Here is a 14,766-nt window from a genome sequence, read left to right as displayed (position 1 = left end):
CTTATGCGCTCACGAATGCGCGCCGGCCGGCTCCCAATAAGCCGCCACGACAGCCTGCACCTCATCCGGCCGTTGCTGGATCGCGTCCGCCCAGCTCATACCACTGTTGGCACTATACGTGGCCATGGACTGGATCAACTGATTCACATTCGTATTCAGCAGCCGGCTTCCGTCGCCGGCCGTGAACCGTTCCACCTGATTCTCCGGATATCTGAACCAATCTTGGACCGTCAGCCGATCGTTGGTGCCGGCCACGGCCAACTCCAGGTTACCGGCCTGTTGCTTGAGAATCATATGCAAGGGATCGATGCCGGAGCCGAAGAGGACTTCGTCCATGTTACCGGTGGGAGCGTCATTCTCAACAATGGTGTCCTGGCCGTCACCAACGTTAAAGCGATACGTGTCATTACCCTCGCCGCCATACAGCACATCATCCCCGGCACCCCCAGCAAGCACGTCGTCGCCTGTCCCGCCCTCGATATTGTCGTTCTCGACCCCACCGGTTAACGTGTCGTTTCCCGTCTCCCCGCGCAACACGACCGCCCCGCTCCCGCTGGTGGTGAACGTGTCGTCCCCTGCCCCACCGAACGCCACTTCGACCTGCGCTTGCCCCACGTCCAACGTCACCCCGTCATTCCCTTGGACAAAGACCGTGTCCGTCCCCGCCCCACCGTCCACCGCGAGATCCGCCGCATCCACATACAGTATGTCGTTCCCGTCGCCCCCGGCCAAGCGGTCTGCCCCGGCCTCACCATACAGCACGTCGTTTCCGGCGCCCCCGACGAGCCCATCGTCGCCGATCCCCCCGGCAATATTGTCATTGCCGGCCCCGCCGGTTAACGTGTCGTTTCCCGCCTCCCCACGCAACACGACCGCCCCGCTCCCACTGGTGAAGAACCAGTCGTCTCCCGAGCCGCCAAAGGCCACCTCGATTTGCGCCTGCCCCACATCCAGCGTCGCACCTCGCATATCCTGTACGAACAGCAGGTCCACCCCTGCCCCACCGTCGATGATCGTATCGTCCGCATCCGCATACAGCGTGTCGTTGTCATCACCGCCTGATAGACTGTCTGCCCCGGCATCCCCCCGCAACACATCGTCGCCCGCCCCGCCCACAAGAGCATCCTCGTCTGTGCCGCCCTCGATATTGTCGTTCCCGGCCCCACCGGTCAGAATATCGTTCCCACCGTTCCCGCGCAGCACCATCGTATCCGTCCCACTTGTGGTGAAGATGTCATTACCCGCCCCGCCGAACGCCACCTCGATCTGCGCTTGACCCACGTCCAACATTACACCCGCGGCCCCTTGCACAAACAACAAGTCCACCCCTGCCCCACCGTCGATGATCGTATCGTCCGCATCCGCATACAGCGTATCGTTGCCGTCGCCCCCGGCCAAGCGGTCTGCCCCGGCCTCACCATACAGCACGTCGTCGCCCGCGTCGCCACCGAGGGTATCATCGCCGGAGCCACCCCCCAGATTGTCGTTGCCCGCCCCGCCGGCTAACATGTCGTTGCCAGCATCCCCACGCAGGACATCATTGCCGGCTCCACCGTCAATCGTATCGTTGCCGTCCCCCGCGAGCACCACATCGTTGCCGTCCGAGGCATCAACGATGTCCTGGTCCGACGTGCCAATGAGGGTATCGTCGCCGGCCGTGCCCACGATCGTCGGCTGCTGCGTGAGAAAACTGCTCAGCGCCGCCTCCGTGCCATCCGCAAACTCCAAGGTCTCCACCACCAGCGACCCGTTGGCCCGCGTCGGATCGAAATTGACCAGCCGCAGCGCATCGCCGTCCACGCCGACGGTGATCGTCAAGGTACGGGCATTCTGATCCTGCGCGAACGTCAGATCGGACTGGGCAATCCCTTCTCCGAATCGAATCCGATTGCCCTCGCCGGCTCCCGCCGCATCCACGATCGTGTCCACCCCGTCGCCAAGGTTGAACAGATAGGTGTCGTTGCCGGCGCCGCCAATGAGAATGTCGTCCCCCGTTGTTCCGCTGCTGCCGCCGCCTTCGCCGCAGTCGGCTTCACAAAACCCCTCGGCAAACGACGCCGCAAACCCCGCCCCACCTCCGCCGTCACTGCCTGATCCACCGCTCAAGGTATCGTCGCCTGCTTCTCCATAGAGCGTATCGTCTCCGTCACCGCCGAGCATTTCGTCATTGTCGAGGCCGCCGTAGAGAACATCCGCGCCCCCACCCCCGTCGATAAAGTCGTCGCCCTCCAGCCCTATGATGGTATCGTTCAGGTCAGTGCCGACAAGGTAGTCGGAATATTCGGTGCCGACAATAGTTGGCCCTTCGGCGCGGCTCAAAAGCGCGTCGGCATCCCATATGGTGCCGTCCTCGAAGAGCACCTGTTTATTTTGACTGTAGGGGTCGTAGAGAAAATCGCTCAGGGTGAGTTGGTCGGCTGTGCCATTAATAGACAACACCAGACTGCCATTCTGATCCGCGATGACACGAACATCTTCGACCAACACATCCGGCGCCATCGTGATGGTGTCCAGGTCCGTGCCGGTTACGTTCCAGTCGATCACGGTGTCCTGTCCGCTTCCTCGGCCAAAACGATAGGTGTCGCTGCCTTCATTGCCGAACAGTGTGTCGTTGCCTATGCCGCCATCGAGGGTATCGTTGCCCTCCTGGCCGTAGATGACGTCGTCTCCTGCCAATCCGTCGATGTCATTGTCGTTGGCGTTGGCGAAAATCGTATCGGTCTCGTCCGTGCCGGAAATGGATGTCACGCGTGCAGCGAGCTCGGCCGCGTTCCAGGTTGCGCCATCGGCAAACTGAACTTGCTCAACTTGATACGCGGTGACATAGGCCCCTCCAAAGCTGAACCGTTCGCGGGCAAAGACCGTGCTGAAGTGGCTTTGGATGGTGAGCTCGTCCGTTGTGCCGTTGAGGGACAACACCAAGTCATTCCCGTTTCGGCGGGACACGAAGATGTCGTCCGCGGTGATGCCTCCTCCCAAACGAACCGTGTCCGCCGTGTCGCCGTGCCGATTGCCGGTCACATCGAAGTCGATAATCCTCCGTTGTCCGTCACCTCGGTCGAAGTGATAGGTATCGCCGGGATAGGCTCCGAGTGTCGGAGCCCCGAATGTTTCCGCTCCCCAGGTTGTTCCATCGGAGAAGCGGATCTCTTCGATCCGGGATGCGGCAAAGTAATAGGGATTGCGGTCGTCGAGATTGATGGCCCCCTGCGGAGGGATATAAGCGTCGCTCAAGAGGTAGTTGCCGGTGTTGAACGCTAAATCAAAATAGGACGTGAGCCTGAGCTGATCGGAAGTGCCCTGGATGGCGAGCACGAGATCGTTGTTGTCGCGATGCCAGGCGACATCGGTCGGGCTCACATCCGCTCTCATCTCGACTGCATCAATCTGACTTCTATCGAAATCTGCGCCCGAGTTGTACTCAATGACCGTATCCTGACCGTATCCACGCCCAAAGACATAGGTGTTGTCGTTCACGAGGGTAGCGGCCTCGCCGTGGAGAATGTCGTTCCCTGCCCCTCCGTCTAGGCGAACACTGTGCATCAGTGCGCTGCCGATCAACGTGTCATCGCCGTCGCCGCCCTCCAGCCAAGTGCCGCCTTGCAGGATGTTGTCATGTGCATTGCCAATCCCATGCAGGTCGCCGCTGCGAAACAGCGTCAAGTTTTCGACATCATCCGGCAGGGCATAGCTGATAAAGCTTTCCACCGTATCGGTGCCATGATCGGCCAATTCGAACACGATATCGCCCGGCCGGTCGATGATGTAGTAGTCGTTGCCTCGCCCGCCGTCCAGAAACGAATCGCCGGTTTCGAAGTACTCGTTCCCTCCCACCAAAATATCGTCGCCATCCCCACCGTGAAGCACGTCAGAACCCTCGCCGGCCTCCAGATAGTCGTTGCCTTCGTGCCCTTGCAGGATGTCATCTCCGGCGCCTCCCCGGAGGATGTTGTCGCCCGTACCGGCGTCGAGAACGTCGTTGCCGGCTCCGCCGTCGAGAAGGTCGTTGCCCTCGTCGCCATACAATAAATCGTTCCCGCCGTTGCCGAACAACTGGTCGTTGCCAGCCCCGCCCGTCAGATAGTCGTCCCCGCTGAGAGCAGCCAGCGTGGGCGTCAAGGGATCAAGGCTTGGGAGGGCATTGGGGTTATACTCGCCAAACAGGGTGTCATCGCCCTCGCCCCCGACCAGCACATCGTTCCCCTCCCCGCCTTGTAAGTAATCATGACCCAGCCCGCCGTCCAACACGTCGTTCCCGCCCGCCCCGCGATATTCCCGCGTATCCAGCAGGCCATTCGACTGTACCCGCAAATCCCCGGAGAGCCCGTCGTTCCCGTCTCCTCCGGTGAGAATGTCGGCCCCATCCTGTCCGGCCAACACATCCGCGCCGGCTCCACCGTCCAGCACATCGTCCCCATAGAGGCCGTACAACGTGTCATTTCCCTCCCCGCCGAAGAGCAGGTCCCGGTCGCCGGCCTCGGGAGTCCCCCCTTGAAATGGCGTGGTATCCCCGATCAAGAGATCATCGCCCGTACCGCCATAGAGCACATCGGCCCCGGCGGCACCATGCAGTTCGTCGTTGCCGTCGCCCCCATCCAGCCAGTCGTTATTCGTGCCGAGGTTGTCCGCCGATGGTTCGTCGCCGTTCAGGTTATCGTTACCGAAGCCGCCCAGGACATAATCCTCTCCCGCCCCACCTTGCAGCACATCGTTGCCGTCGCCCCCATCGACAAGGTCCGTGCCGCTTCCGCCGGCCAGGGTATCATCCCCGGCATCGCCGAAGATCTGGTCGCTCCCGCTTCCCGTGATCACCGTATCGGCGCCGCCCAGCGCATGGATGAAATGGTTGTCGGTGTCCGAATACGTGGGCGTCACGTTGCTGCCGGGGCCATAGGTGTTGACCGCCTCGGTAAACACCGGTTCGTACAGGCCGGAGCCGGGCGCAGTTTCTTGGACAAACGTGGCACGGGTCGGCGCACCGGGGACCGGCGGCGTCGGGAGCTCGACGAATTGCAATCCCATCTGCCCCGTGACGGCATTGCGGATCGTCAGGGTGTCGTTGACGATGACATCGTTGCCGCGTTGGACGTAGGCGAAGCGGCCATCGGGACTCGTATAGGCCCCGGTGCTGCCCGAGGGTCGAAAGCCACCGAGAAGAAGATGCCCGTCATAGAGAATGAGGCCCTGACCGTCGGCATCCTCGATGATATCGGCCCCGTCTCCTGGATTATAGACGTAGCGATCGACGCCCTCGCCGCCGCGTAACAAATCATTGCCTCCACCGCCCGTTAGGGTGTTCGCCATGTTGTTGCCGGTGAGAATGTTGTCGAGTTCGTTGCCGGTCCCGTCGATCGCCTCGGCGCCGGTCAGGGTGAGGTTTTCGACGTTGGCGGCGAGCGAGTAGGTGACGGAGCTGTTGACGGTATCAGCACCTTCGCCCAAAGCCTCATTCACGACATCGCCCAAATTATCGACGACATAGATGTCGCCACCATCTCCGCCCGCCATCGAATCGGCTCCGAACGCGCCGTCGAGCACATTGCCTGCGTTGTTGCCGATCAGCACATTATCCAGTTCATTGCCGGTGCCGTTGATTGCATCCGCTCCCTGCAAAACCAACTGTTCGACATTGCGGCTGAGGGTATAGTTGACCGAACTGGTCACAGTGTCAGTCCCGCCAAGTGCTGCTTCGATTACCCGGTCATCAACGTCATCGACAACGTACGTGTCGTTGCCGTCTTCACCCAGGAGGATGTCAGCTCCCGTACCCCCGTCGAGAAGATCATTGCCGCCTCCGGCATAAATAATATCTCGCCCCTCGCCGCCATGAATGCGGTCATCGGGCAGACCGCCGAAGAGCAGATCGTTCTGGGTACTTCCGTTCAGTTCGTTCCCAACATTGATACGATTGTTTCCGCCCACAATCACATCGCCATCGACCGTAGCTGCAAAACCTAGCTGCGTCGCATAGGTATTGACCAGAAACTCGCGTGTCTCGGCCAAGAGCGGGTGGCGGTTATCCGCGATGAAGGTGTCCCGAACCTCATCAATCTTGTGACTCTCATAGAGAAAGGATAGGGCACCCGGAGGACCGGCGAGGTAAGTGAAGGAAAACGGAAGGCTGGCCAAAGAAGCAGTCGAGCCGATGTGTTCCGCCAGATGACCCACGACATCCGTGGGAGTCACCCAGTTTGTAATGGCATAATCGGCTTCTGGAAGATTCAGATCATTCAATAGCCCTTTCACCCCAAAGGCGTTGAATGTTTGGCCATAAACAGGGATGCCATTAAAGGTTTCTCCAGCATGAGTTGCAATCAAGAGTTGAGTGAGAGAACCACCGAGGGAATGTCCTGTAATCGAGAGGGTTGCTTGTCTTTCTACCGCCGCATCTCTCACATCGGCATAGAACAGCTGGGCGCGAACAAGTTGATCAGGTACCTTATCGAGTACCATCTGCATATCAGTGACAAGGTCAGCCAGATCGTTTGTCCCACGGTTAACGAGGACAACCTCTTTCGTCCGGTCGTTAAAGTATACCGCACCGTAATATCCAGGCTGGTCGCTTGGCCCTGAGTCGAAGAGAAAGGTCCACGTTTCGTTAACCCCCGGTTCAGTTGACGGCAATGTCACTTCAGCTGGCGGTGGAGCTCCATAAACAGCAGAGCCAAGATTCACAAAATCTTCAAGCTTTGGCATGATGGCCTCCCTGGCTCTGATCAGTTCTGACGATTTTCACAATGCTCGTGCGGGTACAATTTAGGAGTTTTACACTTCAACGGCAGTTCAACTTGAACTCGCCACCTCTGAAGGACGCGCTCCAGAAAAGGAGACGGAAGAATCACTTCGTGCTTGGCACCATCCGTCTTCATCAAAGCAAGACCCACTGGTCCAGGCTTGCCGGTAGGCGGTGCCATACAACCGACAGGAATGGCGATGTACGAGAGCCCTGGGAAAGCATGTTTACGATGCTGCTCAAATCGAAACCCGCCTCCAATGACACGAAATAAGTTTCCCCCTATGTGTTCCTTACGCGGAACCATAGGTTGCTCTTTTTCGGGAATCTTCCGAACCACAAACCATTCTGCATTTCGATAGGCCGCATACGGCTCAAACCATCCAATTACATCTGCCCTGTCTTTGAGGCCAAGGAAATACCCTAGCTGCGGGCGAGAACCCGAAAAGCCATACTCAGCCTCAGGCCAAACAAGAGGTATGGTCTCGTCAAGATATACGTCGAGAAAGCAGGATTGTTCTTCCCGATTGTATTGCTCCACCCGCCACGCTATAGCCTGAGCGCCAGTCGGACTCGGTTCATTGAGAGGAGGCAATCCAAACCGTACCCCAAACTCTGACGTATAGGACCACACATTACGGTCGGGCAAATCTTCTGGATCAAGCTTGGCCTCCGATCGTCGCCATTTAAGGAGCGTGGCCTGCATCCAGTTCAGGAAGTGGTCAGGTAAACCGACTTCGTGAAACGAATTGCTTGTGGTTCTGAGCCACAGTCGTAGGGGACCATTCCAGTGCACAACCTGATCGCATCGGAACGTGAGCGTCACCACCGCTACACCCTGGTACAAATTGGCCCGGTTCTGAAAATAAGTTAACGGTTCCTCATCTCCACCATGAGCAAGGAAAGCTCGCGGCTCTCGATACTCCGCGTGATACGCCGCATCGACTGCTTGCCGATCGGTTGGCGAGAGCTTTAAAAAGGCCCAGGACATTGGGTAAGTGAAAGAGAGAAATCCAACCGGCCCTTCGGGATAATCAATGGACAATGTATTATCCAGAAAGATATTGAAGACGCACCGATCCAGTTCCTCGATCTGTTGCACCTGAAAATTCACCGCGTAAGCCCCGACCGGGCCCGATTCTTTCAATTTGATCCGCTTAAATCGCTCCGCAAACTCCGGCGTATATGTCCACGCGCTGATGTCCTGCGGGAACAGCGGGTCTTCTGGCGGCCCTTGCGTCGGCTGGGCCGATGGCTGCGTTTCTGACGCTGTTGCCATTGCGGCCCCGCTCAGCACAAGCAACAAGAACAAGGCAACTAACTTCCTATTCATGCCGCCATCCTTTTCTCGCTCCTTCGAGGACATTTTCGGCACCCTACTTACCCTCCACTCCTACCTCTGTCAATCCGTACAAATCCTCTTTTGCACAACGAAAATCACTCAGGAAAGATAGTTGGTATAAGCTCAAAGCATGAGAGCTGCTTGAAAAAGAAGCGGCTAGATGACGAGAGACATGTGGCAGGCTGAGGTTACTTCATGTGGTAGCAACAAGCAGTCTATGTCCCTCGCCGCCGGCATCGGGCTAAGTAAGAAGCGACGCCGGCCTCGTTCTACTGTGGGTTAAGCCGGCTCCAGACAGGTCGGAGCGTTGTGTCGGGAATTATTGACGAGGAGGCTGACGGGGTAGACTTCCATCCGGTCTGCTGAATAGGGCTGAAGGATCGGCCGGATGGCTTCCACCTGTTGGACGGTCGGATCGAGCCAGAGGCTATAGGCCTGGGGAGCCACGATGACCGGCATCCGCTCGTGAATCGGCTTCAAGACGTCATTGGGACCTGTCGTTAGGATGGTGCAGGATTCGACCGCTTCCCCTCCTTGCGGCTCCCACTTGTCCCAAAGCCCGGCGAAGGCGAAGGGGCGACGATCTTTGAGTCGGATATAGAACGGCTGCTTCCGCCTCCCCTCCCGCTGCCACTCATAGAATCCGTCGGCCAGGATAAGGCATCGCCTGCTTCGAAACGGCCCGCGAAAGGCCGGCTTCTCTGAAGCAGTCTCGGCCCTGGCGTTGATCATCTTGTAGCCGATGGCTTGGTCCTTGGCCCACGAAGGAATGAGCCCCCACCGAAGGAGCACGCACTCCCGCATGCCGGATTCATGGTGGGTACGGACAACCGCCACCGGTTGAGACGGGGCGATGTTGTAGCGGGGCGTGAGGAAAAGCGGCACGCCGACAAATCCGAACTGCTCAGCGACGACTTCCGGGGATGATGTTTGAGAAAAGCGCCCGCACATGGTTATCCAGTGACTAGGAGTCAGTGCCAGGAATCATAGAAGGAAAGACTACGAGCCGCGTTAGCTGGCGCGGGCATCGAGCAAGACCCAGATGCCGATGGCGACGAATCCCGCCCCAGCCACGAGCTTCAGCACACGCGGCGAAACGTAGAGCGAGAGTTGCGAGCCCACCAGGACGGCGATCAGACTGGACAGCACGAGCGCCGCGGACGAGGCAGCAAACACGCCGACCTTGCTGACGTGCTGATCCGCCGCGAACAAGAGCGTGGCGAGTTGGGTTTTATCCCCGAGTTCGGCCAGAAACACGGTCACGAAAATAGGCCACACCGTCATCATCAAGAGGGCTCCTTCCAGTTCAAGAGGTCCGGGAGCATGAGGGCAGCATTGCGACGAGGTTCACACGTACCATAAAGGTGCGACACGGCCTACCCTCAGCATCCTCCCCGCAAAATCGTTCGCCATGGCAGCAAAAACTCCCGCCCCCTCAATCAAACCGATCTCGACAAAGTCCCATCTGCCGACTGACGCAGCTCGATGGCCTCTGGAACCGCCGGCCGTAATCATTTAGACAGACGTCTCCGCCGTCTCTATTTGACCCACATCTCATAGAGCGCGATGCTGATCTGTCCCGCGAGCGAAAGTCCCATTAACACCCCTCCACCAATCACGGTATAGGCGAACACCGGATCAAATTTCGTAATCCACCAGGAGCCGATATCGAGCCAGATTGCCAGAAAGGGCATGGCGATCAATACCGACCGAAAGACCCGTGACGTCTCGCTGAAGGCAAATACGAGGCTGGTAAGCGCGAACAGGAAACTCACCCCGAAGAGATGAATATGGGAAACGCGGGCGAGACTTTTGATGGATTGCCCCACGTCCATGGTCGCATAGGCGGAGACTTCGGCATAAGTCGTGAGCGGCGGAATTGACGAGCCGGATTCCGAACGATGGCAGCGCGCACAGGACTGTTTGAGGATCGGCTGAACGTTGACGAACTCCGCTTCGAGCGCACCGTGTCTGAGCCATTGGATGATCTGCTGCTTTTCAATCGGCGTCACCTGCCGGCCCATGCTCCCTTCGAGCGCAGCCTCCAAGGCGCTTCCTGCCCGATCGCCGTAATATTTGACGATGACCGATTGAACCAAGCCGACGCCATGCTTGGCATGAGGCTCGAGATCCATGAGGTAGAGATAGACGAGGGCAAACAAATATCCCACGCCGATGGTCAGGAGCACACACGTCGCCAGGATTTTGAAAGGGAGCGGCAACGTCCGAAGTGTCATGCACCCTCCTGCTCTCGCCCTCAGATATAACCGTATGCATACGAAATGTTCGCAAACAGGTGCCAAAGGGTAGCAGCGTCCCATGAATGTAGCAAGCTCGCCGATCAAGAGTCGGCGAACCAGGACATCGCTCTCGTCCAGAGGCGATGGCTACCGAGAGGACAACTCCTTGGAGGCTTCCGAAGGGGATGTTCCGCTGATGGCCTTGGCGCGGGTTTCAACTTGGGTGGCTTGCTCGGGGCGGTTCGTATCCCGCAGCAGCTTGGCGTATCGTTCGAGCGTCGCCTTGAGGGCTGGATGGAGGACGCCTTGCTGGTTTTCTTCAATGGCCAGGGCCTGGACAAAGAGCGGCTCGGCCTTCTGATATCGGCCTTGGTCCTGGTAGAGCACCGCCAGCGAGCCGACGACCGTCGCCACGCCTGAGTGCTTGGGCCCCAAGGTCTTGACCCGGACGGCCGCCGCTTGCCTCATGAGCTTCTCCGCCTCCCGATCCCTCCCCATGGCCCGATAGAGCAAAGCGAGCTTGTAGCTGGTGGCGGCCGCCGCGACATGCTCGCCGTTCTTGATTTGGCTTTGAATCGCCAGGGCCCGCTTGAACAGAGGCTCAGCCTTGGCCCGATTGCCCACCAGATGATGGAGCCAGGCCAATTGATCAAGGTAGACGGCCACGGTCTGATGATCGGGACCCAGGCTCTGCTCCGACAGGGCTGCGGCGCGCTCCGCCAGAGGTAGGGCCTCTGCATGTTTGCCGGCTTGCTGAAGCCCGATCATCGCTTTGGTGAGATCCATGATGTCATCAGAGCCTTGGGAGATTGGGGAGGCTTGCTGGGCCGGAACCGGTGAGACCGTACCGATCAGCAGGCATGCGACCGCGAGCAGGCCGCTGGCGATGCCGGAAGACTGGTCACTCATACGCACGTCGGCTCGTTCTCCCGCCTATCGCATTCATCGAGGCCGCCGGGGTCAGCACTTGGGAGCCGGCACTCTCGCGAAGCTCCGGCTGAGTTCCTCGTGCCGCTCGATTTCTTGCCTCGTCACGCCCGCTTTTCCATGCACCTGCTTGCCCAACGCGATCCATTCGGCATAGTCCAGGCAGCGTTGCCGCTGCGCCTCTCGCTGTTGCAGGACGATATCTTGTTCCGGCCGAGCCGGTTCTGCGACCGATGCCATGCCTTGGCGTGATGCCGCCCTCGACTTACGGGCCGAGGAGGGCTCGACCGCTCCAAACCCGCCCTTGGAATCTTCCGCCGACAAGGGGGAGCAGCCTTCTTCAAAATGATCGAGGAAAGTATTACTCTCCGAACAGAAGTAGACCGCCGCCACCAGCATCAACTCGGGACCCACGATCGCCTCCAGTCGTCCGATCGGGCGCAGTCGCCCGGGATGCGCACCACGCGTGAGAACCACGGGTGGAAATTGTAGCGCCAAATGCGAGGCTTGCCAATTCAAATGATCGGCATGCCGGGACGCCCGCTCAAGTTCGTCGACGAACGGGCACCGGGCCTGAGATGTCGAGCGCCGGCTGTCTGCCCGTCCGGCTGCATGGGCCATTCAAGTCCCGGCCCGATTCGGACGATAAGACGGAACCAACGCAGCAGTCGTTTGCACAAGGACGTTCTCGCTCATGACACCAACCGCCACGAACGGGTTCCAACGGCTCCTGTTGAGTTTGGGCCTGTCGATGTCGCTGGCCTGTATGCTCTGGGCTCCTTCGGTGGGGCAGGCCGCCGCGTCGCCGCGCGAGACCGACCAAGACAATACGATCCGCATCTATAAGAAGGTGGCGCCGACCACCGTGTTCATTACCGCCGCGTTTGCCAGCGCGAATCCTGCGGCCGGGCCGCCCGGCTCGTCCATCGGCGCCGGGTTGGTCTGGAGCGAGCAAGGCCTGATCCTGACGAACGCGCACGTGGTGGAGGGCGCGAGCCGCATTCTGGTGCATCTCTATGGCGGCACGCGCTTGCCTGCCGAAGTCGTCGGCAGCGATGCGGCGACGGACCTGGCGCTGCTTCGGGTCGTCCTGCCTAAGGAGCACCGGGCTGCGGCCATCTTGGGCGACTCCGACCATCTGGAGATCGGGCAGAAGGTCCTGGCCATCGGCCATCCCTTCGGGCTCGGCTATGCCCTGACCACCGGCATTATCAGCGGGATGGGCGCCGGCCCCGAGAGCGCCACCCTGATTCACGACCCGGTGATCCAGACCAGCGCCCCGATCAACCCCGGCAACAGCGGCGGCCCCCTGGTGGATCAAGAGGGCCGCGTGATCGGGATCAACACGACGATCCTGGCCGGCGCGCAGAACATCGGCTTTGCGATCCCGATCAGTCTGGTGAAAGGCGTGGTGGGCGAATTGCAAGCCCGCGGCCGGGTGGTCCGTCCCTGGCTGGGCATTACCGGCAAGCTCCTCTCCGACGACATCATCGACCTGTTCGCCCTGCCCCTTGCCAAGGGGGTCTTGATCGCCGGAGTCGCCAAGGGCAGCCCGGCCGAGAAAGTGGGGTTGCGCGCCGGGGATCTGCCCATCGTGGTGAAAGGGGACCCCCTGGTGCTGGGAGGCGACATTCTGCTCGCCGTCAACGGGCAGGACCTGCGCACGCCGGAACAGTATGCGACCGTGTTCCGCAGCCTCAAGGTCGGCCAGACCATTTCGATGAAGATTCTGCGGGACGGCACCTACCGCACCGTGACCGCCACACTGGAGGAACGGCCCTCCCAACCGGACCCCACTGCGCCGGCGCGCGGCCCGGAAAAGGTCGAGTTTCGTCCGCTGGACTGGCGCGGCCTTCCCCTCCGGCTGGCAGGACCCGAGACGATTTTCTGAAGCCTCTGGCCCTTGCTCCTTGCTTGCCCCTTGCCGATCTTGCGGCGCCTTTCTCTCCCGTTCGCTTCCTCGTTGACATCGCCGTCCCGGCCCCCTAAGATGCGGCCGGTTTCAGACACAGGCCGGCAACGTTCCAACCCACTATGACACTGGTCGAACTCAAGGACTCGCTCCATAATTGCCAACGGTGCAAGCTGGCCAAGCTGGGACGCACTCAGGTGGTCTTCGGCGTCGGCAACCCCCAGGCCGCCATCATGTTCGTGGGAGAAGGGCCTGGCTTTTACGAGGACAAGCAGGGCGAGCCCTTCGTCGGGGCCGCAGGCAAGCTGCTGAACGACCTGCTCAAGTCCATCGGCCTGTCCCGGCCCGATATCTATATTGCCAACGTGGTGAAATGCCGGCCGCCCGACAACCGGGACCCGGAGCCGGACGAGGTGGACACCTGCAAGCCGTTCCTGCTCCAGCAAATCGAACTGATCAAACCCAAACTGGTCTGCACGCTGGGGAAGTGGGCGGCCCAGACGTTGCTGAATCGGCCCGTCAGCATCATGAAAATGCGCGGGCAGGCCATCCGCCTCGAACACTTCACCCTGTTCCCGCTTCTGCACCCAGCCGCCGCGCTGCATCAGGGTAATTTGCGCGGATCGCTGGAGGAAGATTTCAAGAAGCTCAAGGCCTATCTGGATCAGCTGGATGCCCCTCCCCCTCCTGCCCCCGCTACGCCGGCCGCCTCGACGCCCCCAGGCCCTCCGGCCCAAATGAACCTGTTCTGAGCCTCTTTCTTCGGCCTGCATGCCGAGCCAGAACGGGCCAAGTCCGTATTGACACAACTAAGCCGTTTTGCTACTGTCCCCCCGCTGGTCGCGAGAGGGTGCCATGGAGCTTCCGCGGTTCTCAACGGTTTGCCGCATCGGCGGCCTCTTCCTGTGCGGCCTGGCCTTCTGTTCCTGCGTCGCCCGGCACCCGGCCGGCATTGCCAGTTCCTCCTCCCCCGTTACCCCAACCTACACGGTGCTTGGCCCGGTGGAAGAAACCGACTGCGCGTCCTGGGTGTTCGTCATCCCCCTGGGCGGCAAGGATCCGATCGATGAAATCATCGATCGCTTGGTCAAAGAGAAAGGCGCGGATGCTCTGATCGGCGTGACGGCGGAAGAGCGCTTGTGGGCGTTCCCCCTCCCCCTTTTCGGACGGGACTGCACGATCGTCAAAGGCATCGCGGTCAAGAACACCAAATGAATGAGCGCGTCACCAGAGCGCAGCACGGCGGGGGGCTCCTGCGGAATCGCCTGGTGCGCGCCGTCGGCTTAGGTCTGGCGCTGCTGGTGCCGGCGGCCTGCACCTCGCCCGGCGCGATCGCTCCTTCGACGATTCCCGTCCCGGGAAAATATGTGGCCCTGGGGGGAATCGAAACCGCCTCCTCCTGCGGCGCGATGATTCTGGTCGTGCCCGTCAAACATCCCAAGCCGCTGGCCGAACTCATCGACGACATGGTGAAGGAAAAGGGCGGGGATGCGCTGATCGAAGTCTCGTCCCGCTCCTCTTTTTTCACCGCGCTCGTCTTTACCCAATCGTGCATCGAAGTTCGCGGCAAAGTCGTGAAGTTCGCCCGCTAACGGAGGGTCAGGGAGGTAGG

The 14,766-nt window shown here is 60.1% G+C and carries 11 protein-coding genes; 4 read left to right on the top strand and 7 right to left on the bottom strand.

Annotated features, from left to right (window positions below):
* Positions 1–9: 9 nt before the first annotated feature.
* The 7 genes from EPO61_13350 to EPO61_13320 form a co-directional block, all read right to left on the bottom strand.
* On the bottom strand, positions 10–6,696 hold the full coding sequence (locus EPO61_13350; GenBank protein ID TAJ06967.1) for a hypothetical protein: 6,687 nt from the start codon (positions 6,694–6,696) through the stop codon (positions 10–12).
* Between the two features lie 20 nt (positions 6,697–6,716).
* Entirely contained in the window at positions 6,717–8,066 is a 1,350-nt protein-coding gene (locus EPO61_13345; protein TAJ06966.1) for a hypothetical protein, read from the bottom strand.
* A gap of 288 nt (positions 8,067–8,354) precedes the next feature.
* A complete protein-coding gene (locus EPO61_13340) occupies positions 8,355–9,026 on the bottom strand; it encodes an SOS response-associated peptidase (protein ID TAJ06965.1) in 672 nt (223 codons plus the stop codon).
* A gap of 60 nt (positions 9,027–9,086) precedes the next feature.
* Positions 9,087–9,362 carry a TMEM165/GDT1 family protein gene (locus EPO61_13335; protein TAJ06964.1) on the bottom strand — a complete coding sequence of 92 codons (276 nt, stop codon included), beginning with the start codon at positions 9,360–9,362 and terminating at the stop codon, positions 9,087–9,089.
* A gap of 251 nt (positions 9,363–9,613) precedes the next feature.
* The gene (locus EPO61_13330) at positions 9,614–10,312 is read right to left on the bottom strand and encodes a hypothetical protein (protein TAJ06963.1); all 699 of its coding nucleotides are present in this window, start codon (positions 10,310–10,312) and stop codon (positions 9,614–9,616) included.
* A gap of 150 nt (positions 10,313–10,462) precedes the next feature.
* The gene (locus EPO61_13325; GenBank protein ID TAJ06962.1) at positions 10,463–11,224 is read right to left on the bottom strand and encodes a tetratricopeptide repeat protein; all 762 of its coding nucleotides are present in this window, start codon (positions 11,222–11,224) and stop codon (positions 10,463–10,465) included.
* A 51-nt stretch (positions 11,225–11,275) separates the two neighbouring features.
* A complete protein-coding gene (locus EPO61_13320) occupies positions 11,276–11,719 on the bottom strand; it encodes a hypothetical protein (GenBank protein TAJ06961.1) in 444 nt (147 codons plus the stop codon).
* 217 nt (positions 11,720–11,936) lie between these two features.
* On the opposite strand from EPO61_13320, the gene EPO61_13315 reads away from it, so the two are divergent.
* The 4 genes from EPO61_13315 (at position 11,937) to EPO61_13300 (ending at position 14,746) form a co-directional block, all read left to right on the top strand.
* On the top strand, positions 11,937–13,133 hold the full coding sequence (locus EPO61_13315) for a PDZ domain-containing protein (GenBank protein TAJ06960.1): 1,197 nt from the start codon (positions 11,937–11,939) through the stop codon (positions 13,131–13,133).
* 143 nt (positions 13,134–13,276) lie between these two features.
* Entirely contained in the window at positions 13,277–13,906 is a 630-nt protein-coding gene (locus EPO61_13310; GenBank protein TAJ06959.1) for a uracil-DNA glycosylase, read from the top strand.
* Positions 13,907–14,009: 103 nt separating this feature from the next.
* Entirely contained in the window at positions 14,010–14,369 is a 360-nt protein-coding gene (locus EPO61_13305; protein TAJ06958.1) for a hypothetical protein, read from the top strand.
* Positions 14,366–14,746: a hypothetical protein gene (locus EPO61_13300; protein TAJ06957.1), complete on the top strand. Its 381-nt coding sequence runs from the start codon at positions 14,366–14,368 to the stop codon at positions 14,744–14,746. The genes EPO61_13305 and EPO61_13300 overlap by 4 nt, the downstream gene beginning before the upstream one ends.
* The last annotated feature ends 20 nt before the right edge of the window (positions 14,747–14,766 follow it).

The sequence above is a fragment of the Nitrospirota bacterium genome (genome assembly GCA_004296885.1).
Classification (GTDB): domain Bacteria; phylum Nitrospirota; class Nitrospiria; order Nitrospirales; family Nitrospiraceae; genus SYGV01.
Note: the sequence above shows the minus strand (reverse complement) of the source record. Positions and strands in the feature narration are given on the sequence as shown.

Bases quoted from the DNA above. Each gene is read 5' to 3' on its own strand.
- EPO61_13350 (TAJ06967.1), bottom strand. From the start codon at position 6,696: ATGCCAAAGCTTGAAGATTTTGTGAATCTTGGCTCTGCTGTTTATGGA.
- EPO61_13345 (TAJ06966.1), bottom strand. From the start codon at position 8,066: ATGAATAGGAAGTTAGTTGCCTTGTTCTTGTTGCTTGTGCTGAGCGGG.
- EPO61_13340 (TAJ06965.1), bottom strand. From the start codon at position 9,026: ATGTGCGGGCGCTTTTCTCAAACATCATCCCCGGAAGTCGTCGCTGAG.
- EPO61_13335 (TAJ06964.1), bottom strand. From the start codon at position 9,362: ATGATGACGGTGTGGCCTATTTTCGTGACCGTGTTTCTGGCCGAACTC.
- EPO61_13330 (TAJ06963.1), bottom strand. From the start codon at position 10,312: ATGACACTTCGGACGTTGCCGCTCCCTTTCAAAATCCTGGCGACGTGT.
- EPO61_13325 (TAJ06962.1), bottom strand. From the start codon at position 11,224: ATGAGTGACCAGTCTTCCGGCATCGCCAGCGGCCTGCTCGCGGTCGCA.
- EPO61_13315 (TAJ06960.1), top strand. From the start codon at position 11,937: ATGACACCAACCGCCACGAACGGGTTCCAACGGCTCCTGTTGAGTTTG.
- EPO61_13310 (TAJ06959.1), top strand. From the start codon at position 13,277: ATGACACTGGTCGAACTCAAGGACTCGCTCCATAATTGCCAACGGTGC.
- EPO61_13305 (TAJ06958.1), top strand. From the start codon at position 14,010: ATGGAGCTTCCGCGGTTCTCAACGGTTTGCCGCATCGGCGGCCTCTTC.
- EPO61_13300 (TAJ06957.1), top strand. From the start codon at position 14,366: ATGAATGAGCGCGTCACCAGAGCGCAGCACGGCGGGGGGCTCCTGCGG.